The 22,993-nt window shown below is 71.7% G+C and carries 21 protein-coding genes and 1 pseudogene; 8 read left to right on the forward strand and 14 right to left on the reverse strand.

Annotation, left to right across the window (positions count from 1 at the left end; genetic code table 11):
* Positions 1-8: 8 nt before the first annotated feature.
* On the forward strand, positions 9-1,331 hold the full coding sequence (locus tag ACQPXG_RS27730; protein ID WP_433462046.1) for an alpha/beta fold hydrolase: 1,323 nt from the start codon (positions 9-11) through the stop codon (positions 1,329-1,331).
* Positions 1,332-1,430: 99 nt separating this feature from the next.
* Positions 1,431-2,366 carry a hypothetical protein gene (locus ACQPXG_RS27735; protein WP_433462047.1) on the forward strand — a complete coding sequence of 312 codons (936 nt, stop codon included), beginning with the start codon at positions 1,431-1,433 and terminating at the stop codon, positions 2,364-2,366.
* Here the strand turns inward: ACQPXG_RS27735 and ACQPXG_RS27740 are convergent.
* The gene (locus tag ACQPXG_RS27740) at positions 2,340-3,311 is read right to left on the reverse strand and encodes a helix-turn-helix domain-containing protein (protein WP_433462048.1); all 972 of its coding nucleotides are present in this window, start codon (positions 3,309-3,311) and stop codon (positions 2,340-2,342) included. The genes ACQPXG_RS27735 and ACQPXG_RS27740 overlap by 27 nt on opposite strands.
* Before the next feature lie 71 nt (positions 3,312-3,382).
* On the opposite strand from ACQPXG_RS27740, the gene ACQPXG_RS27745 reads away from it, so the two are divergent.
* Positions 3,383-4,219, forward strand: coding sequence for an alpha/beta fold hydrolase (locus ACQPXG_RS27745; protein ID WP_433462049.1), 837 nt, complete (start codon positions 3,383-3,385; stop codon positions 4,217-4,219).
* A gap of 27 nt (positions 4,220-4,246) precedes the next feature.
* On the opposite strand, the gene ACQPXG_RS27750 is transcribed toward ACQPXG_RS27745, so the two are convergent.
* Positions 4,247-4,741 carry a MarR family winged helix-turn-helix transcriptional regulator gene (locus ACQPXG_RS27750; RefSeq protein ID WP_433462050.1) on the reverse strand — a complete coding sequence of 165 codons (495 nt, stop codon included), beginning with the start codon at positions 4,739-4,741 and terminating at the stop codon, positions 4,247-4,249.
* A gap of 218 nt (positions 4,742-4,959) precedes the next feature.
* Here ACQPXG_RS27750 and ACQPXG_RS27755 point away from each other — a divergent pair, with 218 nt between their 5' ends.
* Positions 4,960-5,421, forward strand: a complete 462-nt coding sequence (locus ACQPXG_RS27755) for a nitroreductase/quinone reductase family protein (protein ID WP_433462051.1) — start codon at positions 4,960-4,962, stop codon at positions 5,419-5,421.
* Positions 5,422-5,507: 86 nt separating this feature from the next.
* On the opposite strand, the gene ACQPXG_RS27760 is transcribed toward ACQPXG_RS27755, so the two are convergent.
* The 7 genes and pseudogenes from ACQPXG_RS27760 to ACQPXG_RS27790 all read right to left on the reverse strand — a co-directional run bounded on the left by ACQPXG_RS27760 (position 5,508) and on the right by ACQPXG_RS27790 (position 13,831).
* Positions 5,508-6,980, reverse strand: a complete 1,473-nt coding sequence (locus ACQPXG_RS27760; protein ID WP_433462052.1) for a SulP family inorganic anion transporter — start codon at positions 6,978-6,980, stop codon at positions 5,508-5,510.
* Positions 6,981-6,991: 11 nt separating this feature from the next.
* On the reverse strand, positions 6,992-7,579 hold the full coding sequence (locus ACQPXG_RS27765; protein ID WP_433462053.1) for a carbonic anhydrase: 588 nt from the start codon (positions 7,577-7,579) through the stop codon (positions 6,992-6,994).
* 132 nt (positions 7,580-7,711) lie between these two features.
* Positions 7,712-8,110: a hypothetical protein gene (locus ACQPXG_RS27770; protein ID WP_433462054.1), complete on the reverse strand. Its 399-nt coding sequence runs from the start codon at positions 8,108-8,110 to the stop codon at positions 7,712-7,714.
* A gap of 105 nt (positions 8,111-8,215) precedes the next feature.
* Positions 8,216-8,889 (reverse strand): annotated as a pseudogene (locus tag ACQPXG_RS27775) (response regulator transcription factor).
* Between the two features lie 155 nt (positions 8,890-9,044).
* Complete coding sequence (locus tag ACQPXG_RS27780; RefSeq protein WP_433462055.1) at positions 9,045-9,455, reverse strand: peptidase inhibitor family I36 protein; 411 nt, start codon at positions 9,453-9,455, stop codon at positions 9,045-9,047.
* Between the two features lie 115 nt (positions 9,456-9,570).
* On the reverse strand, positions 9,571-12,924 hold the full coding sequence (locus ACQPXG_RS27785) for a DUF4132 domain-containing protein (protein WP_433462056.1): 3,354 nt from the start codon (positions 12,922-12,924) through the stop codon (positions 9,571-9,573).
* Between the two features lie 43 nt (positions 12,925-12,967).
* Positions 12,968-13,831 (reverse strand): LLM class flavin-dependent oxidoreductase, encoded by an 864-nt coding sequence (locus ACQPXG_RS27790; RefSeq protein ID WP_433462057.1) that lies wholly within the window; start codon positions 13,829-13,831, stop codon positions 12,968-12,970.
* Between the two features lie 111 nt (positions 13,832-13,942).
* Here ACQPXG_RS27790 and ACQPXG_RS27795 point away from each other — a divergent pair, with 111 nt between their 5' ends.
* Entirely contained in the window at positions 13,943-14,275 is a 333-nt protein-coding gene (locus tag ACQPXG_RS27795; RefSeq protein ID WP_433462058.1) for a hypothetical protein, read from the forward strand.
* Between the two features lie 7 nt (positions 14,276-14,282).
* On the opposite strand, the gene ACQPXG_RS27800 is transcribed toward ACQPXG_RS27795, so the two are convergent.
* Genes ACQPXG_RS27800 through ACQPXG_RS27820 form a run of 5 tightly spaced genes read right to left on the reverse strand, consistent with a single transcriptional unit; the run spans position 14,283 to position 18,315 of the window.
* Positions 14,283-15,113, reverse strand: a complete 831-nt coding sequence (locus ACQPXG_RS27800) for a fumarylacetoacetate hydrolase family protein (RefSeq protein WP_433462059.1) — start codon at positions 15,111-15,113, stop codon at positions 14,283-14,285.
* A complete protein-coding gene (locus ACQPXG_RS27805) occupies positions 15,113-15,556 on the reverse strand; it encodes a VOC family protein (protein WP_433462060.1) in 444 nt (147 codons plus the stop codon). The genes ACQPXG_RS27800 and ACQPXG_RS27805 overlap by 1 nt, the downstream gene beginning before the upstream one ends.
* A gap of 10 nt (positions 15,557-15,566) precedes the next feature.
* Entirely contained in the window at positions 15,567-16,643 is a 1,077-nt protein-coding gene (locus ACQPXG_RS27810; RefSeq protein WP_433462061.1) for a Gfo/Idh/MocA family protein, read from the reverse strand.
* Positions 16,640-17,524 (reverse strand): amidohydrolase family protein, encoded by an 885-nt coding sequence (locus tag ACQPXG_RS27815; RefSeq protein WP_433462062.1) that lies wholly within the window; start codon positions 17,522-17,524, stop codon positions 16,640-16,642. Before ACQPXG_RS27815 ends, ACQPXG_RS27810 begins: the two co-directional genes overlap by 4 nt.
* Positions 17,524-18,315: an SDR family NAD(P)-dependent oxidoreductase gene (locus ACQPXG_RS27820; protein ID WP_433462063.1), complete on the reverse strand. Its 792-nt coding sequence runs from the start codon at positions 18,313-18,315 to the stop codon at positions 17,524-17,526. The genes ACQPXG_RS27815 and ACQPXG_RS27820 overlap by 1 nt, the downstream gene beginning before the upstream one ends.
* A gap of 109 nt (positions 18,316-18,424) precedes the next feature.
* Here ACQPXG_RS27820 and ACQPXG_RS27825 point away from each other — a divergent pair, with 109 nt between their 5' ends.
* From ACQPXG_RS27825 to ACQPXG_RS27835, 3 genes are all read left to right on the forward strand, one after another.
* Positions 18,425-19,099, forward strand: a complete 675-nt coding sequence (locus ACQPXG_RS27825; protein WP_433462064.1) for a GntR family transcriptional regulator — start codon at positions 18,425-18,427, stop codon at positions 19,097-19,099.
* Positions 19,092-20,063 carry a C-terminal binding protein gene (locus tag ACQPXG_RS27830; RefSeq protein ID WP_433462065.1) on the forward strand — a complete coding sequence of 324 codons (972 nt, stop codon included), beginning with the start codon at positions 19,092-19,094 and terminating at the stop codon, positions 20,061-20,063. The genes ACQPXG_RS27825 and ACQPXG_RS27830 overlap by 8 nt, the downstream gene beginning before the upstream one ends.
* A gap of 61 nt (positions 20,064-20,124) precedes the next feature.
* Positions 20,125-22,971, forward strand: a complete 2,847-nt coding sequence (locus ACQPXG_RS27835) for a family 78 glycoside hydrolase catalytic domain (RefSeq protein WP_433462066.1) — start codon at positions 20,125-20,127, stop codon at positions 22,969-22,971.
* The last annotated feature ends 22 nt before the right edge of the window (positions 22,972-22,993 follow it).

Genomic DNA, 22,993 nt, shown 5'->3' on the forward strand with positions numbered 1-22,993 from the left:
GTCACGGCATGCCGACAACATCTGCACCCTCGCTGCGCCGCCGCATCGCCGGCTGGACGCTCACCGTCGCCGCCGTCCTGCTCGCCGGCCCGGCGGCCATCGCCGCGTTCCTGCTCACCGCCGCGTCCGGCGCGTCCATCCCGCTCGCCATGGCCGCCGGCCTGACCGCCACGGCCCTCTGCGGCCTGGCGCTCACCGGCGTGGGAGCGCGCCTGGCATTCCGCCGACGGCGCCTGGCGACCCTGCTCACCACCGGCCTGCTCGTCGGCGCCGTGGCGCTCACCTCCGCACTGACGATCTTCCGGCCGCTCGGCGTCCGACCCATGCCGCTGCCTCCCCAGGCGACCCGCTACTGGAAGCTGCCGACCGGGTCGCGCATCGCCTACACCCGGACGCCCGGGCGCGGCCACCGCCACGCCGCGCCGGTGGTGCGCCTGCACGGTGGGCCCGGCACGCCCGGCGCCGGCCCCGATGACCTGGACCGCGAACTGGCCGGACACGGTTTCGACGTCTACACCTACGACCAGCTCGGTGCCGGACGTTCCCAGCGGCTCGCCGACCCCACCGGCTACACCGTCGCGCGGCAGGTCGCCGACCTGGAGGCCATCCGCAGGCAGCTGGGAGCGCCGAAACTGATCCTGGTCGGAAGCTCCTGGGGAGCGACGCTCGCCGCCTGCTACATGGCCGCGCACCCCGGCCATGTGGCCAAGGCCGTCTTCACCTCGCCCGGCGCGCTGTGGGCCCCCGAATGGGAGAAAGCAGGAGAAGGCGACATCTGGGACAGACTCACACCGCAGCAACGAACGCGTATGGACCGGCTCGAAGCGAGCCCGCGCCTGATCGCCTGGTCCGTCCTCATGGACATCGACCCCCGGGCCGCCCACGCCCTCGTACCGGACAGGGAGATCGACCCGCTGTTCGACGAACTGCTGTCAACGGTCGAATCCGCCGCGACGTGCCATCCCGACCGCGCACTCCACGAGGCCTCGTCACGCTCCGGCTTCTACGCCAACCAGCTCACCTCCGATGACGCGCTCAACGTCGCCGACCCCCGTCCCGCGCTGCGCGGCGTCCGCGTCCCCGCCCTGGTCTTGCGCGGCGAGTGCGACTACAAGCGCCCGGAGATCGCACGCGAGTACCGCGACACCATCCCGGGCGCGACGCTCCTGCAGATCCCTGATGCCGGGCACGTCATCGAGGCCGAACAACCGGCCCTCTACCGCACGTCCGTCACCGCGTTCCTCACCGACCGCCCGCTTCCCCGCGTTCAGCAGGCCCCGCAGAAGTCTGGTAGCCCCACGTCTCGGATATTTCGGCAATACCAGAAGTAACACCAGAATTACAGACTGCGATGTTCGGGTGAGCTCCGATAGAACGGACGGAGCCCGCACGCCACCTGCGGCCCCCACGCAACCCATGAGAGAGGCACGATGGGCTCACGGAACGTCCTCCGGATCGCGGCGGCAGCACTGCTGGCGTTGACATCCCCCCTTCTCCCGTCCACCGCCGCCGGTGCCTCTGAGGCCAACGCGGCGCCCGGCGCGCTCTACAAGCGGATCAGCGCGGGCGTGAGCCCCTCCTGGTACACGCCCGAGTTCCAGCGGCGGCTGCTGGCCTCGGGCGCCCAGGGCGTGCGGCTGCCCGCCGGCGCCACGCTGCCGGGCGGGGTCACCGCGCCGCAGGCCGCGGGACTCGCCCAGCCCGGTATCCGCCCTGGCCAATGGCTGCTCACCCTGCTGGGCAGTGACGGCAGCGACAATGCTCTGGGCTGGTGCAGCGCCAATTTCGTCTTCAAGAAGAAGTCTGCCTGGGGCCTTGGCACCGCCGGGCACTGCGGCAAGGTCGGGCAGCCGGTGAGCGCCTACGTCGTACCGCCGCTCGCCTCGGGCAAACTGCCCGGCCTGTACGTGATCGGCAAGATCGGCCTTTCCCGTGACCACGGCATCGGCGACGACTTCGCCATGATCAACATCAATCCGACGTTCTCCTCCTGGATGAACCCGACCATGCCCGTGTGGGGCGGCCCCGCCGGTATCTACACGGGGCGCCAGGTGGGCCTCCCGCTCGAACACTTCGGGCACGGGGCCGTCATCGGCACCGGTGGCACCCCGCGCGCCGGCGCCGCACTCCGATGGGACATCGCGAACGGCGCCGGCTTCTCGTGGGCCGGCGCCGCCACCCCCGGAGACTCCGGCTCTGGCGTGCGGACCGTCACCGGAGAGGCCGCCGGCGATCTCACCCACATCTCCGTCGACATCGACGGAAACGTGATCGGCATCGCCGGGACGCGGATGGCGAGGATCCTCCAGATCGCCCGGGGCTGGACTCTGGCCAAAGGCTCACTTCTCCCGGTGGAGGTCCCGTAGTTCGCTGAAAGTTCGTCGGTACGTGCCGGGCGTGGTGCCGAGGTGCGCGCGGAAGCGGCGGCGCAGGTTGACCGCCGAGGCGAGTCCGACCCTGGTGGCGATGGCCTCCACCGGAAGGTCGGTCTGCTCCAGCAGCACCCGTGCCGCGTCGAGGCGCCGGCCGAGCAGCCACTGCCCCGGGCTGGTGCCGAGCTGATCGGTGAACTGCCGGGCGAGGGTCCGGCTCGACAGCCCGGCGCGTTCGGCGAGCCGGGCGACGGTCAGCCGGGTGTGGAGCTGGGAGGTGGCCCACTCCAGCAGTGGCGCCAAGGACTCGTCCGGCCTGGCCGGTGTGGGCTTGGCGACGTATTGGAGTTGGCTGCCCTCCCGGTGAGGCGGCAGCACCATGTTCCGGGCGACCTGGGCGGCGTATGCCGCACCGTGGTCGGAGCGTACGAGGTGCAGGCACAGGTCGATGCCCGCACCGGTTCCAGCACTGGTCGCCACGTCGCCGTGGTCCACGTAGAGGACGTCCGGGTCCATGTGCACCTTGGGGAAGTCGGCGGCGAGCTGGGCGGTGTGGCGCCAGTGGGTGGTGGCGCGGCGGCCGTCGAGCAGTCCGGCCTGTGCGAGGACGAACGCCCCCGTGCAGATGGCGACGATCCTCGCCCCGCGCTGGTGGGCGGCGAGCAGCGCTTCGGTGACGGTCGGCGGTACCGGTGAACCGGCCGGCTGCCAGCCGGGGATGATCACGGTGTCCGCCTCGTGCAGGGCCGCCAGCCCCGCATCGACGACGATCGCGTAGCCGACGGTGGTTCGCAAAGGGCCGGGACGCTCGGCGCAGATCTGGAAGTCGTAGGGAGTCGGCACGTCCTGTGGGACGGTGCCGAAGACCTCGGCGGCACAGGCGAGTTCGAAGGGTGACTGGGGTGGGTTGAGCAGGGCCACAACCCGATCGCGGTTCATGGCAGGAATGTACCCATGGGTGTCTTTGTGGACTCTCGGCCGTGGAGGCGGCCCCCGGTCACAGTGATCTCATGAGTGCAACCGCCGAAACGAGCGTGCTGAGGACCGCAGTCCAGGTCGACGGCGAAGCGGCCAGCTACCTGACCGCAGAGCAGGACGGCCCGGCCGTGTTGCTGCTGCACGGAACGTATTGGAGCCGGGTGTGGCTTCCGGTGCTGGGCCGCCTCGCCGAGGCGGGGCTCCGGCCCCTCGCGGTCGATCTCCCCGGACTGGGGCGCTCGGGTGGCGAACTCACCCTGGAAGCGGCCACGGTCCCGGCCCTCGCGGACTGGGTGGCGCGATTCGCGTCCGCGCTGAAGATCTCCGGGCCCATCGCCGTGGCAGGCCACGACATCGGCGGCGCCGTCGCTCAGCATCTCCTCGCCCACGACCGGCTGGAGGTGGACAGGCTGGCCTTGGTCAACTCGGTCACCTACGACTCCTGGCCGGCGCCTCATGTGGCCCGGTTCCGGGACCCGGCCGTCGCCGCGACCGCCGGCGATGAACTCCTCGCCGCCCGCCGGCAGGCCGTGACGGCGGCGCTGGCCGGTGCCGCCACCGAGCAGCTGATCGCCGAGTATCTGGATCCGTGGACCGATCCGCGGGTCCGTCGCTCCTGGCTGGCCATGGCGGGCGCGGCCGAAAGCCGCTACACCCTTGATCTCGTGCCCGCGCTGCGGCGGTCCACGGCACCCAAGCTGCTGATCTGGGGCGAGGACGACGGCTTCGAGAAGGTGGAGTACGCCGAGAAGTTCGCCTCGGAGATTCCGCGAACCACGCTCATACGCATCCCAGAAGCGGACCACATCCCCACGGAGAACGCCCCTGGCCGGATCGCCCGCGCCCTCATCGATTTCTTCACGGCGTAGAGGTCTCAGGCGAACGGTAGGTGCGGCTCAGCAGGGTCCGGGGCCGGCGTCGGCGCGGCATCGCTGGATGATGCCGGCCATGGTGGCGCGGAATTGTTCGCTATCGGCGGGGGCCAGCGGTGCGGTGAGGTGCGCGAGTTCCGCGCTGACCTCTGCGTGGAAGGCGGTCGCGGCGGTGCGGCCTTCCTCGGTGAGGGTGGCCTGCAGGGCGCGGCGGTCACCGGGGACGGGGGTGCGCTGGGCCAGGCCGCGGCGTTCGGCACGATCCATGAGGCCGGTCAGGGCGGCTTTCTCGACACCGAAGCAGCGGGCGAGGTCGGCCATACCGCGGGGGCCGCCGAGCAGCACGCACAGCAGTTTGGCCTGGACGGGCGTCAGGTCGTGGCGTTCGGAGACGCGCGTGTAGATGGCCTGGACCAGGCTGGTGAGCTGTACGAGCCCGGTCGCCACGTCCATCTCCGCCGCGGGAGCGGCCATCATCACGCCGGGTGCCGCCTCGGCCGTTCGCCCCTTCTTGCCCACGCCATTATGGTACACGGCAGATATAGTTAATGGCATGTACTGTATGCTTCACGTACTAGGCCGGGCGTAGCGTTCCCGTCCGGCCCCCGAGGGATCAGCGTGAAGGAGGCCGGCGGTGTCAGCGTTCAACGAGGAAGAGATCGCCTACTTGGGCTCGCAGCGGCTGGCGCGGATCGCCAGCGATTGACCTGTGTGTCCCCCCGTTCACTGGAGGTCTCATGAGCTTTGACACGTCCGCCGGCACCCGTGGCGCCCGCCAGCCGACCGGAGCGATCTTGCGCTGGGTGAACCGGCTGGTCGCCCGCCGGATCCGTAAGACCGGCACCACCATGGGTTTCAACGCCCTGGTCCTGACGACCGTCGGCCGCAAGAGCGGGGCCGAGCGCACCACCCCGGTCGGCTGGTTCCCCGGCCCCGACGGCACCTGGCTCATCGTGGCCTCCGCCGCGGGCGCCGCCGCCAACCCCGCCTGGTACCACAACATCGCCGCCCACCCCGACCGGATCCGGATCGAAGTCGACGGGCGGAAGATCCCCGTCACCGCCCGGCAGTTGCGCGGCACCGAACGCGAGCGGGCGTGGAAGCAGATCACCGCCGCCGCACCGCGTTTCGCCGGCTACCAGGACAAGACCGACCGGCAACTACCGATCATCCACCTCACCCCGAGCACCGGGTCATAGTGCCTCGGAGGGCCGGGGTACGGGGCTCTCCGCCGTCAGCGCCCCTGGCCTCCGCGAGAGCGGCCAGGGGCGGGCGTCCACAGGGATCAGAGGATGGCCGGGACCGACACCGCCGGGGTGCCCGCCCGGTTGTGGCGGTCCGCCCAGGCGGTCAGCGCCGTACGGCATGCGTGGTCAAGGTGCCGCACCTCCGACAGGTCCAGCTCGATGGGACGGTCGCGGGGCAGCGCCTCCAGGGTGTCGAGCATCTTCGGCAGCCGCAGGAACGTGGCGTTGCCGCTCAGCTTGACCTGTAGCAGGCCGTCCTCCTCCTGGGAGACGACGTCCACGTGGACGTGTGAGGTCTCCCAGGCGGTCTTGATGACCGCCAGCAGCAACCCCAGCAGGACACCCTCGAACAGGTTGAGGGCGACGACCGCGATGGCGGTGCACAGAAGGACCACCGCCTCGCCTCGGTGCCGCCGCCACAGCGGTACCAGCTGCCCGATCGGCATCAGCTTCCAGCCGGCGTGCACCAGCACTCCGGCCAGCGCCGCCAGCGGGATGACCCCGAGAACGGCCGGGAACAGCGCGGCGAACAGCAGCAGCCACACGCCGTGCAGGACCCGGGAGGTCTTGGTCCGTGCGCCCGCCTGCACGTTGGCCGAGCTCCGGACGATCACGGCGGTCATCGGAAGCGCGCCCAGCGCACCGCAGACGGCGTTGCCGGTGCCTTGGGCGATGAGTTCCTTGTCGTAGTCGGTGCGCGGACCGTCGTGCATGCGGTCGACCGCTGCGGCGCTGAACAGTGTCTCCGCGGAGGAGATCAGCGCGAACGCGATCACGGTGCCGATCATGCCGACCTCGGCGAGCGAGGCCAGATCGTCCAGGCCGGGCGGGCGGATCGCCCCCGCCAGGCCCCGCACGTCGAGCCGGGCGACCGGTAGCCCGAACGCCGCCACCGCGCCGGTGGCCAGGGCGACGGCCGCGAGCGGCGCCGGGACCGCCCGGATCGGCGCCGGCAGACGCGGCCAGCCGGCCAGTACCGCGATCGTGCCCGCGCCCACGCCCAGGGCGGCGAGCGCGCCGGGCGAGGTGAGGCTGTCGGCCAGCAGGGCGGGCAGCCCGGCGAGCTTGGCCGGCCCTGATCCGGGTGCCTTGGCGTCGGCCATCGCGTACAGCTGCCCGGCGATGATGGTCAGGCCGATTCCGGCGAGCATCCCCTCCACGACGGCGATCGAGATGGCGCGGAACCATCGGCCCATCCGCAGGAGGCCGAGCAGCAACTGCAGCAGCCCGGCGGCCAGCACCAGGGCGCCCAGGGCGGGCAGCCCGTATCTGTGCACGGCCTCGAAGACGAGCACGGTCAAGCCCGCGGCGGGGCCGGACACCTGCAGGCTGCTGCCGGGCAGCAGCCCGGCGACCAGCCCGCCGACGATGCCGGTGATCAGGCCGAGCTCGGCGGGCACGCCGGAGGCGACCGCGACGCCCACGCACAGCGGCAGCGCGACCAGGAAGACGACGAGTGAAGCGGCGGCGTCGCGCCGCAGGGTCTCTGGGAACAGAGTCTTCGATGGCATCGGATCCCCGTTCAGATGGGGCGGAAGGTGTCGGCGCCGGACCGGTGGGTGAGCACGGTGCCGGTGTGGACCTCGTAGAACCAGCCGTGCAGGCCGATTCGCCCCTGGTCCAGGCGCCGCCGGATGGCGGGGTGCGCCCGCAGCCGTTCCATCTGCGCCACCACGTGCCGTTGGACCGCACGGTCCAGGCCGTCCGCGCCGAGGTCGTCCGTCCGGTCGGAGGCCGCGCTGAGCCATCCGGCCATCGCGGGCACGGTGGTCAGGTCGTCGCCGCGAGCCAGCGCGGCGACCGCGGCGCAGTGGGAGTGCCCGCAGACCACGACGTCGGCCACCTGCAGGACCTCCACGGCGAACTCGATGGTCGCGGCCTCCGCGGACGGCCGGTCGAGGCTGTAGCGGGGCACGATGCCGCCCGCGGTGCGCAGCTCGAACAGCTCCCCCGGCTTGGCACCGGTGATCAGGGACGGGACGACCCGCGAATCGGAGCAGGTGATGAACAGCGCCAGCGGCGCCTGTCCCTGGGCGAGCGGCGCCAAGGGCGCGCCGTCGGCGGCGGCCCGGTCACGGAACGAACGTGCGTGCTCGATGAGTGCGTGCATGCCAAATTCCTCCAAGGTGCGCCGTAGCGGCGGCGCGTCGATGGAGCCGGTGATGACGGTCGTCGGAAGAGGACGGGCCCTGTGCCGGTCTTCAGCCTGCGCTGATCTCCGGTGGGCCTGCCCGGAGGGCCGTCAGCAGCGGAACACCTGGAGGAAGGCGCAGATCTCCCCCGTGGTGCGTCTGTCCCGGCCACGCGGGTGCCGGCCGAAGCCGTTCGGCGGGTCGGCGGCGGTCGCGCGCACGGTGCCCAGGTACGGGAGGACGACCCCGGCGAATGCGTAGCCGCCCTGGTCGATCTCGGCGGGCGCACCGCGCATCCACAGGTGAACGTGCTGAAGGGTCGCCGGTGCGGAAGGCTGCTCGTCGCAGCAGTCCCACGGCGTCTGGACCGCGGAGACCTGCACGGAGATCGAGGACGGCTCAGCGGCGCCTCGGCCGCTGAGGCCAGCGTTCAGGAACAGCAGCAGGGCCATGCTCAGCAGGCAGGCCAAGACCTGGGCGGCGCGCGGGAACGCCCTGCGTCGCGCCACCGAGCCCCTTCCTGGACGGTCTGCGAACACCCGTGACGTTAAGGAGTTCGGCTCGGTAAGTATCTCACCCTTGCACACGATGCGCGAATCCGCGTAAGCAAAGCGTTACGGGGCGGCAGGGCGAACGAGGCCGGACTGGTAGGCGATGACGACGAGCTGGGCGCGGTCACGGGCGTGCAGCTTGCTCATGGCGCGGTGCACGTGGGTGCGGGCGGTCAGCGGGCTGACGACCAGTTTCTCGGCGATGTCCTCGTTGGAGAGCCCATGGGCGACCAGCGCCATCACTTCGCGCTCGCGGTCGGTGAGGGCGGACAGGCTTTCGGGCGGCGTCAGATGCGCGCCGGGGTCCGCGGTCGTCAGGAATCGGTTGACGAGTGCGCGCGTGGCCGCGGGGAAAGCAGCGCGTCGCCGGAGGCCACCGTCCGGATACCGGTCAGCAGGTCTTCGGCGGGGACGTCCTTGCCGAGGAACCCGCTGGCGCCCGCGCGCAGCGCCCGCGCGACGTACTCGTCGATCTCGAAGGTGGTGAGGATGAGGACCCGCGTGCCGGTCAGGTCCTCGTCGGCGCAGATGGCCGAGGTGGCGGTCAGGCCGTCGGTGCCCGGCATGCGGATGTCCATGACGACGACATCCGGATGGTGGGCGCGGGTCTGGTCGACCGCCTCCCGGCCGTCGGCGGCCTCGCCGACGACCTCCATGTCGGCGCTGGAGTCGATCAGGATGCGGAACGTCTGACGCAGCAGCGCCTGATCGTCGGCGAGCAGCACGCGGATGGTCACGGGGTTCGGCCTTCCTGCGGTGGTGCGGGCTGTAACGGCAGGTCGGCGGTGACCTGGACTGCGCGCGTACTGCCGAACGCACGACCAGTGCTCGATCATGGAGTGGCGGGCGGTGCAGACAGACAGCACCACCCTTCACACACGAGACCGCCGCGCTAGTAAGGCTTGCAACTCCACCTGTTTCCGCCCCGGCGGAACTTCTTGACCGAAGTGCCAGGCCGTACGACCTGATAACTCCCCCGGCAGTTCATGTCGAAATACACGCGAAGCCGTTTGCTGGTGCGATTCTTCATCGATCTGAACGCGCTGCCGTGGTAGCAGACCCCGCGCTCGGCTTTGCTGCGGCCGGGGTCACCCTTGAAGTTGTACTTGGTCCAAGTGCAGACGCGACCCTTCGTGCACTTGAGCGCAGCACTTGTGCTCAACTGACCCGGCTTCCGGCCGACCCTCAGGATGACATCGGAAGCGGGCCCGACGTCGGCCCCCGGCGTCGCGGACGAGGCCGCCGCCGGGGTGTTGCCGGAGAAGGCACCGGCAGGCGCCGCTCCAGCGGAGGCCGCCGGCATTCCCGTTACTCCGAGCAGGCCGCCCGCGAGGGCCGTGGTGATGACGCCTGCGGCGGCAAATGTTGCCCTAGGGCCCCATGAAAGGGGGTTGGGGACCCTATTGGCAGATCGGCCTTCACCGGGGGTGGGGTGCTACTACGGTGAGCTGGTCCAGGTCGGTGAGCGTCTCTGAGAGTTGGACGGCGTCGATATCGCCGTCGCTGCTTGCGCCGCTTTCGAGCGCGACACGGGTCACGAGCTGCTCCGAGACGGCGGTGACGTCGCGGGTGTACAGGCCCGGGTCCAGCTCGACCACGACCTGGCGGCGCCCCGGGAGGGAACGGAGCATCCGGCCATGCATGTCGTCCTCGTCCGCCGGGCCTCGTTCCCAGCCGCGCCGCTCCAGGCCGAGGACCGCGCCGGACGGCACCTTGACGCCCTCGAACCGTTCCAGCCTGCCGGTCGCCCGCTCTCCTGGGTCGAGCGTGTGCACGGGCCTGCCGAGTTGAGGGAAGGGCTGGACGATCTCGTAGTCGGCGAACAGCTCCGACCACGCCGTGACCTCGGCCTGGTCCAGGCGCGCCGGATGCGCGATCGTCACTCGTGCCGCGTCCGGAAGCTCGAACGGGTCATCGGCGGCATCGGTGAGTGTCAGGTCCTCGGCGACGCGGAACGGGATCGTCTCGCGGTCGTCCTGGCACAGCCAGACCAGCCGGCGGGCGGTGTGCCGCACGAGCGGATGGCCGAGGAAGAGCTCCCGGAACTGGGCCGAGGTCCACAGCCGCTCCACGACCATCGCCGTCTCCAGCCGCGCGAGCTGGGCGGACGCGGCTGTGCGGACGTCCTTCTTCAGGTCGGTGAACCGCTTGTAGGCGATCGGCGCCAGCTCGGGGTCGTCGTCGCCGCCCGGGCGGGGCAGCGCCTTGCGTGCGGTGCCGTCCTCGTCGCGGACGAAGGGCGTGAGCCGCTCGTCGAACCCGACCGTGAACCGGCGCGGGCCGTAGTCGAGGACCAGGGTCCCGGCGGCGTCCAGACCCAGGTCCGGGACGAGCCGGTCGCCCAGTTCGTCCGGCGAGAGGCCGAGCCGGCCCGCGATCTCGTCGATCTTCTCCCGTGCCCGCGTCCGGAGTCCGGTATGCCGCACCCGCTGGGAGATGGCATGCAGGTGGGTCAGGGCGACCTCGGTGCCGATCGCCGCCAGCACGTCGAGTCCCTTGACCGCCTTGGCCTGCCCGTGCTCGGCGGGCCACGCCCGGATCTGCGGGGCGAGCCGCCGCACCGTCGTGTCGTCGCCGAGCGGCCCGAGCGCGGTCAGCACCCACGCCTGCTCGCCCGGTTCCCTGACCATCTGCCAGCGGGTGAACAGGGCCCACGCGAACTCGGCGAGGGATTCCGGATCACACGCCTGGCGGATCCCCGCCATCTCCGGATGGGGCTCGCCCGGTGCGCCCAGGGTGAGCATCTCCAGGAGATGCCGGGTCGCGGCGGCGGGCAGGGCCCGGTCACGGCCCCGCAGCCTTACCTGCGGGAGGGCGGCCGGGTCCGCCCAGTCGGGCAGGCTGCGCGGTTTGGCGCGCTTCTTGGCAGGGGCGGACGGCGGGGAAGCGGGAGTCGGCGCCGCGGCCGCGAGGATCGCCCCCACGGCTTCCGCCGCGGAATCACCGTGCGGGCGGGCCGCCTGGACGATCTCGGGAGCGCCGTGCGCCTCGGCGACGAACCGCAACGCCGCCTGCGCCCCGGCCCGCGGCGCGCGGCGCCTGCCCAGGGCGTCGGGGACCAGGTACGGGACGGCCGTGACCGCGTGTCTGCGGAGCCAGGCGCGGGCGTGCTCCTCGGCGGACCGCAGCCGCACCAGCCAGTCTGCCGTCAGCCGCGCTACATCGGCGTGCAGGTAGGGCAGCAGAACCCCGCCCTTGTCCTTGGGGAACCGCTTCGCGGCGCTGTATGCGATGTCCAGCGCATGCTCACCGTGCCGCGCGACAAGCGTCTCGACGTCGTGGTCACTGAGCCACCCGAGATCCGGTCGCCAGTCGGTGAGCAACGGCAGGACGACCTCGTCGGGCCCCTCCACGAGGAATGCCATCTGGCCGCCCGTGCGCATCGGGCTGGAGTGGAACGTCTCCGCGGCCTCCTTCCACTCCTGGATGCTCCAGGCGTCGTAACTGCGCCTGGAAGTGGAGGCAGCGCGCCGCCATCTCTCGCGCTCGTCGGGAGCCCAGGCAAGCGTCGTGCCGGCAGGCGGCTCCAGGCCGGTGACGACCGGCAGGCCGTCGTCCTGCTGCGCGGGCTTCTTCCGGGACGTCTTCTTCGGTTGGGTGAGCCACGGCGGCTCCCGCAGGGCGAGAGGGATCGCGCCCTCGGGCGCGTCCGGAACGGGCGCGACGGCCGCGGCGATGGCCTTGGCCTCCGTGGGCACGTCGTCTCCGGTGGCGAGTTCCGGGTGTTTCCGCAGATGCGCCTTCAGCATCTCGGTGGCGAGCGCGGCGGCCTTGGACGTCCCCGCCGTCGCGGGAGACAGGACACGCACCGCACGATCGGGGAAGCGCTCCATCGTCTCCAGCAGCAGGGGCTGAACGGAGCGGTCTTCGATCCGCTCGCACATGGCCGCGAACGCCTCGTCCCACGGCAGCAGACCGAGCACCCCGATCGCCCGCCAGTTCCCGGTGACGACCACGGATCCGGGAGTGCCGTCCCAGGCGGCGGCCAGCACCGGCACGGCGACGGGGCCGAGCCCGTCGGCGAGCGTGACGAGAACGCCCTCGTCGCAGTCCTTGGTGTACAGGCGGGTCAGGTCACCGAGCAGGTCCAGCTGGCGGGACGTGCTCAACGAGGCCAGCAGCGTCCATCCCAAGGGCGAACTGGGAGATGCGGCACAGCTCTGGTCTACCCAGTCCACCTGGGTCGGTGCGAAGTATCCCGCGACCAGGCGCTGCGTGGCAGTCCTGACGCAGGCGTCCAGCCGCTCGACGGCCTCCGCGTAGTCCCGGTCGCCGGCCGCGGCCAGCAGGCTCCGCAGACGCCGTGCCGACGACGGTTCCGGCGGGCTGCCCCATGGGCCCAGGAGGTCGTTGTCGACCATGGACCCGAGGCCTCCGTACGTGCTGACCTCGCTCTGCTCCGTCACCGCGCAGACGGCGAAGGTCAGGCCATGCTCGACGAGCCAGGACTCGGCGAAGCATCTCGACCGTTCCCAGAAGTCGTCCCGGCCGCGGCATGCGAGCTCGGCGACCACCGCCGCGCCCATGGGGTCGGACTCACCGGCCAGGTGGCTCCGCGCCCGCCCGGCCATGGCCGGGTCGGAGCGCGGGTCGTCGAGCGCCTCCTGGATTCGGTCCCGTGCGTGTTCGACGAACCTGCGGGCGGCGTCCACCGCCGAGTGATCGATCTCCACGGGAAGGCCCGGCAGACCCCCGCGGCGAGGGTGCAGCGCCGCCTGCAGCCGCCCCGGTAGCACCAGCGCGTCCTCGCTTCGCCGCGGTTGATCATCCATGACGGATCACCATAGGCGAGGCGGCCGGCGACCCCGGGCTGTTCTACGCGATCGCTTCGGCGAGCAGCCGGACCTGCTCAGGGTCCGACGAGGTCGGGACGAAGATGAGCTCATCGCAGCCGCTCGATTCGAACGCCGCCGCGTAGGCCTTGACCATCTCGGTGTTGATCGCGGCGCTCGCGGCGACCTGCTGGGCCATGTCGCCGAGCCAGCCGTAGTAGTGCAGCAGGTAGGCGTCGGCCTGCGCGCGGGCGTCGGGGCCGAGCGCGAAGTAGGCCAGCGAGAGCTTGCGGGGCCTGCCGTCGCGTCCGGCCTTCTGCCAGGCGGCGTCCACGGCCGTCGCGGCCTGGGCGAACATCTCCGGGGTGCCGCCGCCCATGATCCAGCCGTCGGCCACCCGGGCCACCCGGTCGAAACTCGCCTCGGCCGAGCCGCCCAGAATGAGCTCGGGTCCCCCGGCGCGGACCGGCTCGGGCCCGATCCCGCCACCGTCCCCGTACGGCCTGCCGGACCAGATCTCCTTCATCTCGGCCAGCTGCTCGTCCAGGCGGCGGCCCTTCCCCTTGGTGGGCACGCCGGCGGCCGCGAAGTCGTCGTCACGTCCGCCCAGGCCGAGGCCGAGCACCAGCCTCCCGCCGGAGAGTCGGTCCAGCGAGGCGGCCTGCTTGGCCAGCAGCGCGGTGTTGCACTGCAGCGGAGCGAGGAGCACGCCGGTGGTCAGCCGGATCCGGCTGGTGACCGCCGCGGCGGCGGCGAGGGCGATCAGCTCGTCGAACGTCGGGTACACCAGCCTGCCGATCGTGCCGAGGGTGCTGAACCCCGCGTCCTCGGCCCGCCGTGCCCAGTCGGTAAGGGCCGCGCCTTCGGTTCCACGGACGGTGTTGGGAAGACCGATCCCGATGTCCATCTGTGCCTCCGTCAAAGAAGAACGGTGAGACAGGGTTCCTACCGCGAGCCCGGCCGGTTACTCGGCGGTGCCGGCCGACGGCGTCAAAATGCCTTAAAGGGAGATCACTGTTTGTCACTCACCAGGGTCCAGACGTGCCGGTCCATCGCCAGCGCGGCCGCCGTGACGCGTTCGTCCCAGTGGTGGACCGAGCCGAACTCCGAGCGCCAGGCCAGGACTCGAAGGGTGTGGATGTGGAGGGGCTACCGCGGTGGCGAACGGTGCGTACGCGTCGCGCATCGCGCCCGTCATCTGCAGGGCGCGGGCCAGGGCGCCGCGCAGGGAGAACTCTTCCACGACGGGGTCTCCCACCGGGGCACCCGGCAGCAGTCCGGTCACGGACGGGAGCTGGGACTCTGGGGCCTGGAGTCGTTCCTCCAGACCAAGAGCCTCCAGCTGCCCTGACCCCGGCTCAGCCCAGCAGGTGCCGCATCTCGCCGACGCCGGTGACGCGGGTCACGAGCTCGTCGCCCGGAGCTAGCCACCGCGGCGGGGTGCGGCCCATGCCGACGCCCGCAGGAGTGCCGGTGAAGATCAGATCGCCGGGCAGCAGCGGCAGCGTCTCCGACAGCTCCGCGATCAGGCGCGGAACCGGGAACACCAGGTCGCTCGTGCGGCCGTGCTGGACCCGTTCACTGTTCACCGTGCACGCCAGTTCGATGTCGTCGGGATCGTCGAACGAGTCGGGCGTCACCAGGCACGGGCCGATCGGGCCGAAGCCCGGGTGCGACTTGCCCAGGCTGAACTGGGGTGCGGGACCCGCGAGCTGGCCGATGCGTTCCGAGAGGTCCTGTCCGGCGGCGAGCCCGGCGACGTGCTTCCAGGCGTCCTCGGCCCGCACGTGGCGAGCCGTGACGCCGATGACGACGACCAGCTCCACCTCCCAGTCCGTGTGTCCCCTGGCCGGAAGCGGAATCGTGCCGTAGGGGCCGGTCACACAGCTGGGGAACTTGGTGAACACGGTGAGCCGGTCGGGCGTCTCGAAACCCGCCTCGGCGGCGTGCGCCCGGTAGTTCATCCCGATCGCGAACACCTGACGCGGAGCCGGGACCGGTGGCCCGAGGCGAGCCGGGTCATAAGGCGCGCCACCGGTGGCCGTGTCCGCCCAGGAGACGAACTCCGCCCAGCGGTCGAAGACACCCTGGGGATCAGGGCCGAACCTGCCGCCGGACGCCCGCTCCACATCAAGGGCTCCGGAGCCGGTGAGCAGGACCAGCCTCCCGTCGAGGTTCGCGACGCGCATCAGCGGATCTCCATCAGTTCGAGCGTCAGCCCCTGCGGGTCGCGGAAGTACGCCACCCGGCGTCCCTCGTTGGGACCGGACGTGATCTCGACGGGGGCGGCACTGCGCGGTGTGGCTCCGAGCGCGGTGAGCCTGGCGTACTCGGCGTCCAGGTCGTCGGTACAGAGGCACAGATGGGCCGTACCGGGATTCATGGTCTCGACGTCGACCGGGACGCCCGCCGGGTTGAGGTACTGGATCAGTTCGAGAAGGCCGTCCGAACCGGGGATCCGGAAGATCGCGATGTTCAGGCGGGCATCCGAGTAGCCGACCTGGACCGAGGTGTAGGGGGCGTCGTACACGCGCCGGACGATCGGCTCGGCCCCGAACACCTTCCGGTAGAAGGAGGCGGCCTCCTCGATGTCCGTCACCGTGAACCCCACGTGCGAGAAACCTGTGAGCATTGCGGTCCTTCTAGAGCAGTTCCGGGTCGATGATCGTCTTCTCCGTGGCCGAGCGGTACATGGCCGCGACGAACCGCACCGCCCCGAGCCCGATCTCGGCGGGAGAGCCGTTGCGGCCGCGGCCGAGCGCGAGATCCACGAGGTTGTGCACGGGCGCGTGCTCGGGGTTGCGCGCCCCGGCCGGCAGCGGCGGGAGTTCGGTGACCCCGCCGGCGTGGTGGACCGTGGCCGTGCCCTGGTTGACGTCCAGCAGGACGTGCCCGTCCCGGCCGAAGATCTCGAAGCGCGCGATCTCCTCGTGGACGGGCAGCACGGCTCCGGTCGAGCTGATCGTCCCGATCGCGCCGCCGTCGAACCGGACCGCGATGACGTCGGCGAGGTCCACGTCCAGTTCGAAGTCGGCCCGGAAAGCGGAGACGCCGCGGGGCCGCAGTCCCGTGAGCCACAGCAGCAGGGCCGCCGCATGCGTGACCTGGGTCTGTCCCTGGCCGCCGCCCGACAGGGCCGGATCGCTGTAGGTGCGGGAGTCCGGCGCGTTGACTGTGTACCCGAACACCTTCCGGTAGGGCTCGGGGTCGCCGCGGTAGAGCTCGCGGACCGTGGAGGCGTACAGCACCGACACGTGCTCCACGGGCCCGATCACTCCTTTGGCGATCGTGTCGCGCAGGGCCAGCACGTGCGGGTTGTAATTCCACGGGTAGCCGATGAGAAGCTCGACACCGCGGTCGCGGGCGAGGGCGGCCAGTTCGCCGGCATGCGCGGGCTCGACGGTCATCGGCTTCTCCAGCAGCACGTGCACCCCCCGTTCGAGCGCGAGCCTCGCCACCGGGTGATGCGCGGCATGCGGGACGGCGATCACGACGCCGTCCAGGTCCACCGCGTCGAGGAGGTCGGCGGTGTCTGCGAACGTCGCGGGGACGTCGAACGCCTTGGCCGCCGCCGTCAGCCGTTCCGGATCCGGGTCGGCCAGCGCGACGGTCCGCGCACCGGGGTTCTCCGCGAGCGCGGGCAGGTGCGCGTAGGTCGACCACCAGCCGCAGCCGATCACGGCGATGCGCGCGGCCCCTCCCCCGGCGGCGCCGGTCATGTGCTCTCCCCGAGCCTGAAGATCCGTTCGGCGTTGCCGTGGAAGAGCGCGTGCCGGTCGGACTCGCCGAAGTCCGCGATGATCTCGGCGTACGCGTTCACGACGTCGCCGTAGGAGCTGTAGAGGCGGTCGACGGGCCAGTTCGAACCGAAGAACGCGCGGCCGGTTCCGAACGCCTCGATGCACTCGAGGACCCAGGGGCGCAGCGAGGAGACCGTCCACCGGTGGTCGGCCTGCCCGAGGCCGGAGATCTTCACCACGGCGTTCGGAGCCTTGGCCAGCGTGCGCATGCCCGCGCGCCATTCCTCGAAGTACCCGCGGTCGCGGCGGCGCGGGTAGCCGGCGTGGTCCACGCACAGGGTCACCCCGGCGTGGCGCTCCGCCAGCTTCCGGGCGTCGCCCATCTCCTCGACCGCGGGGTCGTCGCAGCAGACGAGCCCGTGGCGCTCCAGGGCGGCGAAGCCCCGCTGCCAGTCCGGATCGGTCAGGTAACCGTCATAGCGCAGGTCACGGATGCCGCGCAGGTTGGCGAACTCGGCATGCCGCGCGAGCACACCGGCCGCGTCGGGCCGGGCGAGGTCGGCGTACGCCACGATCCCGTGGGGCGCTCCGACCCTGTCGGCGAAGGACTGGAGCCATCGCGTCTCCTCGACGGGATCGTCGCTCCCGATCGCGGCCTGGACGTGCACGACCTTCGCGACGTTGTGGAAGCGGGTCTCGGCCAGGAAGTCGTCGGCCCAGTAGCGCTGAGCGCGGATCGCCGCATCGGGACCTGTGACCTCGTCCACCGGCGCGCCGGGCTCCAGCCAGGAGTAGCGCAGCCGCGGGTGGCTCAGGTCGTGGAAGTGGACGTGCGTGTCCACCAGCGGGATGTCGGCCATCAGCGCACACCCGGCACCGCGCCGAGGCTCGCGCCGCCGTCCACGTCCAGGGTCACACCGGTCAGGAAGCCCGCCTGCTCGGACAGCAGGAACAGGACCGCGTCCGCGACATCGTCCTCGGAGGCGTTGCGGCCGAGCGGGTTGGTGGCCGCGGTCGCCCGCATGACCTCCTCCGGTGTCGCCCCCGCCCGGCGGACCTTCCAGTCCAGCACCTCCTGCCCCATGCCCGTCGTGGGCACGCCGACCGGGCAGACGCAGTTGGCCGTGACCCCGTCGGGCGCCAGTTCGGCGGCCACCGACTCGGTCAGGCCGATGAGCCCGAACTTCGAGGCCGTGTAGGGGACCTGCCGGGCGAAGCCGCGCCTCCCGCAGTCCGATCCGATCGTGACGATCCGTCCCCGCCCGCTGGACCGCAGCGGCCCGGCCGCGGCCCGGACGGCGAGGAAGGCGCCTTTGAGGTTGACGTCCAGCGTCCGGTCCCAGTCCAGTTCGCCGGTGCTCTCAAGGGAGCCGATGTGGAAGACGCCCGCCGAGACGACGAGGGTGTCGAGACCGCCGAACGCCTCCCCGGTCTCGTGGACGGCGCGGGCCATGTCGTCGGGCGACCGGACGTCGGCGCCGACGGCGAGCGCCCGGTCGCCGAGTTCGCCGGCGACCTTCCGGGCGCCTTCGGCATCGATGTCCACGACCGTCACCGACGCGCCGGCGGCGTGCAGCCGGTGGGCGATCAATCGTCCGAAACCCGAGCCGCCACCGGTGATGAGAGCTTTCCGATGCTCCGCTATCCGCATCTTGACCCTTTCGTCGGCACGTCTTGCTAGATGCTATAGCATTTGATTATGGTTTCGCTATACGCTAGATGCTATAGCGCGCCTATCTCGAGACTACGGAAGCGGAGCGATGACCCTGAACCCCCTCCCGGCCGGGAATCTCGCCGACCAGGTCGCCGACAGCATCCGGGACGCGATCCACGAGGGCCGGTACGCGCCCGGCACGCGCCTGGTCGAGCGGACGCTCGCCGCGGAACTGGGTGTCAGCCACATTCCGATCCGCGAGGCGCTGTCGAAACTGGCCGACGAGGGGCTGATCGAGCGCACCCCCCGCCGCGGCTCACGCGTCGCCATGCTCACGCCTCGGGAGCTGGACGAACTGTGCTCGCTGCGTGTCGTGCTCGAGCAGTTCGTCGTCAGACGCGTCCAGGAACGGCTGACGTCGGAGGCCCGGCGGGAGCTGCGCGCGATGGTCGAGGAGATGCGCGGGGAGGCGTCCGCCGGCAATTTCCGGCGGGTGTTCGACATCGACCAGCGTTTTCACGAACGGCTCTGGGAACTCGCCGACCACGGCCTGGTGGGCGAACTAGTGACCCAGCTGCGCAGCCGCATCGGCGCCTTCCTGCGCGCGGCCACGGCCGCACTGGAGCCGGGAGAGCTGGAGTACCACGCCGCCACGCACGACGTGCTGCTCGACGCGATCCTCGACCCCGACCCTGCGGTCGCCCAGGCCGAGATGGCGCGGCACATCGAGCTCGCCGCCGAACGCATTCGCGCGTCCCTGCCGGAGGCGGCCGATGAATGACCTCGTCGTCGTCACCGACACCGACCTTCCCGGCAACGACCGCGTCCTGGACATCCTGCGCGCCGGCGGGCTCCAGGCGAGGCTCGCCGACTGCCGCACCGAGGACGACGTGATCGCGGCCGCCGCCGACGCCACCGCACTGGTGGTGCAGTGGGCGCCCGTGACCGCCCGGGTCCTCGACCGGCTGGAGCGGTGCCGGTTCATCGGGCGCCTCGGCATCGGCTGCGACATGATCGACGTGGCGGCGGCGACCGCACGCGGAATCGCCGTCGCCAACACCCCCGGCTACTGCGTCGAGGAGGTCGCGGCCCACACGATCGCGTTCGTCATGGCGGCGGCGCGGCGGCTGTTCCCGCTGGACGTCGCGGTGCGGCGGCACCGCTGGGCGGTGAGCGAGGACGGGCCCGCCGCGGCCCGGCCGTCCCGGACGACGGTGGGCGTCCTCGGCTTCGGCCGGATCGGCTCGCGCACCGCGGCGCACGCCGCCGCGCTCGGCTTCGACGTCGTGGTGCACGACCCGCACGTGGCCGGCAGTGCGATCAGAGCCGCCGGGCACCGGCCCGCCGGACTGGACGAGGCGCTGGCCGCCGCCGACATCCTCAGCCTGCACGTCCCGCTCACCGACGCGACCCGCCACCTCCTGGACGCCCGGGCGCTCGCCCGGCTCCCGCGCGGCGCGATGGTGGTCAACACCTGCCGCGGCGGCCTGATCGACGAGGCCGCGCTCGCCGCCGCGATCCGGGACGGGCACCTCGCGGGCGCAGGGCTGGACGTGTTCGAGACCGAGCCGCTGCCCGCGGACAGCCAGCTGCGCGACCTGCCGGGCGTCATCCTCACCCCCCACGCCGCCTGGTTCTCGCCGCAGGCCATGGACGAGCTGGGCCGGACGACGGCGCGGCAGGTCGTCGACTTCCTGAACCGGCGCCCCGTGCCCTCGATCGTCAACCCGGAGTACGCGCGGTGATCGTGTCGCGCTCGGGCTGAGCGATGGAACCTCCGATTCCGACCGCATCTGGGAGAGACACATGACCGAGGCCGGTGAACTGCGCGCCGCGTGGCCGCGCTGCCAGCATCTGATCGACCCGATCGGGCTGGACATGCCCGCGCCGGTGTTCGGCTGGATTCCCATCGGGCCGGGCGAGGAGCGGCAGCGCGCCTTCCAGGTGCTCGTCGCGAGCGCACCGGAAGGACTCGTGCCCGGGGTCGACGACCTGTGGGACTCCGGCCGGGTCGAGAGCGACGAGGTGAACGGCGTTTCCTACGCGGGCCGGCCGCTGCGTTCCCGCGAGACCTGCTGGTGGACGGTCCGGCTGTGGGGCCGCGACGGCCGTTCAGGGCCGTTCGCACCGCCCGCCACCTTCGAGATGGGCCTGATGGAGGCGTCCGACTGGGGGTCCGCCGCCTGGATCGCCGGCGACGAAGGGGTCTCGTCGCCCCTGCTGCGGACCGGTTTCCACGTTCCGGGTCCCGTCGCGCGGGCACGCGCGCACGTTTCCGCGCTCGGCTTCTACGAGCTGCGGCTCAACGGCAGGCGGGTCGGCGACCGGGTCCTCGATCCCGCGACGAGCACCTATGACCACGATCCCGATCTCCGCGACGGGGAGGGCGAGCCCGCGCGCATCCCGAACCCTCGCGTCCTGTCGACCACCTACGACATCACCGGACACGTGGTCCCGGGCGAGAACGCGGCCGGGCTGGTCCTCGGCCACGGCTGGTACAGCGCGGAGCCCGACGTCGGTCCGGGCCCGTTCCCGCGCACGCCATGGGGAGACCGCCCGGCCGCACTGCTGATCATCGAGATCGACACCACGGACGGCCGGCGGGTCACCGTCACCGGAGGCGACGGCTGGCTGACGCTGGCCGGTCCCGTCGTCTACAACGACTACGCGCAGGGCGAGCGGTACGACGCGCGCCGGGAGGTCTCCGGCTGGGACCGGGCCGGGTTCCCGGCGGAGGGCTGGCGGCCGGTGACCACGGTCCAGGCACCCGCCGGACGCGTCCGGACAGGGCTGGTCGAACCGGCCCGCGTGATCGAGACCCTCCGTCCGGTCGCCGACTCCCCCGCCGGCGACGGCCGGCGGATCGTGGACTTCGGCCAGCACATCTCCGGCTGGACGGCGATCCGCGTGTCCGGGCCCGCCGGAGCCCAGGTCCGGCTGAGGCACGCGGGCGAGATCGACGCCGCCGGGAACCTGGACGACACCGCCAACATGCAGTCGTGGCTCGCGGCCCGGCAGGCCGACGTCTACACTCTGCGCGGCGGCGGCGAGGAGGAATGGGAGCCCCGGTTCACCCTGCACGGCTTCCGATACGTCGAGGTGACGCCCTCGGGCGGGGACGTCGAGATCCACGAGATCCGGGGCCGGGTCGTCCATTCCGACCTGGAGCGGGCCGGCGAGTTCAGCTGCTCGGACGACCTGCTGAACCGCATCCACCGCAATGTGCTGTGGACGTTCCGCGCGAGCTTCCAGGGCTTCCCGCAGGACGCCGCCGACCGCGCCGAGCGGGTCGGCTGGGTCGGCGACCCCGGCTGGTCGGTCGAGGACTACCTCTACGGCTTCGAGGCGCGCGGCTTCTGGCTCAAGTGGCTGGACGACCTGGCCGACACCCAGCTTCCCGACGGCCGCTTCCCGACCATCTGCCCGCTCCAGTGGCGAGGCCGGATCGACATGCAGGAGTCGCTCGACAGCGGGGAGTTCGGTGACCTGTCGAAAGAGCGCGACGAACTGCCCGACGACTGGTCCTCGGTCATCTACTGGCCCTACGCCACGCTCCCCGACTTCGCGATGACGTCCTACCCGAGCATCGCCTGGAACCTCTACCGGTTCTACGGCGACCGGTCCATCCTGCTCCGGCACTACCCGGGGATGCGCCGCGGAGCCGACTTCCTGCGGGGCCGCGCCAAGGACCTCATCCTCAGCGAGGGTCTCGGCGACCACATGGAGCCCCAGCCGGACGGCACGTGTTCGCTCAGCCCGAACCGGACACCCGTCGAGCTGACCTCGACCGCGTGGTTCTATGCGGTCACCACCATGGTCGCCCGCGCCGCCGACGTCATCGGCGAGGACGAGGACGCCCGCCGCTACGGCGACCTGGCCGAGGCGATCCGCGCCGCTTTCAACGACCGGTTCCTCGACACCGCGACCGCCCGCTACGGCACCGGCTCCCAGACCGCGCAGGCCATGCCGCTCTGGTTCGGGCTCGTCCCCGACGAGCACCGCGTCCGCGCCGGGAAGGTCCTCGTCGAGCGGATCAAGACGGACGGCGGCCACCTGAGCACCGGGACGATGGGCACGGCGGCCCTGCAGAACGTGCTGGCCGGGATCGGCGCCGCCGACGTCATGTACGACATAGCGACGCGGACCACCTACCCGAGCTGGGGCCACCAGGTCGAGCGCGGCGCGACGACGGTCTGGGAGACCTGGGGCGGCGACCTGTCCTTCAGCCGGAACATGAAGCTCATGGCCATGATCGAGAAGTTCCTCTTCAACGACGTGGCCGGGCTCGCGCCGGCGGCGCCGGGCTGGCGGCGCATCCGGGTGCGGCCCGCGCTCACCCACCGGCTGGCGCACGCGAGCGCCAGGCTGCGCACCGCGCGCGGCGACGCCTCCGTCGACTGGCACCGGAGCGGCGGCGAGCTGCACGTCGTCGTGCAGGTGCCCGCGACCGGTGAGGCGGAGATCTGGCTTCCCGCCCCTACCGCGGGAGAGCTCACAAAGAACGGCCGGACCCTCTGGCGCTCCGGCGACGACCACGCCGCGCGGGACCTGCCCGCGGAAGGCGTTCGGGGGATCAGGCGCAACGGCGAGCACCTCGTCATCGAGGTGGGAGGCGGACCCCACCGACTCCGGCTGGCGGCGGCGCGCGACTGAGTCCAGGCCCATCGGCCGGAAG

This window comes from Spirillospora sp. CA-128828, from assembly GCF_050945415.1.
In the GTDB taxonomy this organism is placed as follows: Bacteria; Actinomycetota; Actinomycetes; order Streptosporangiales; family Streptosporangiaceae; genus Spirillospora.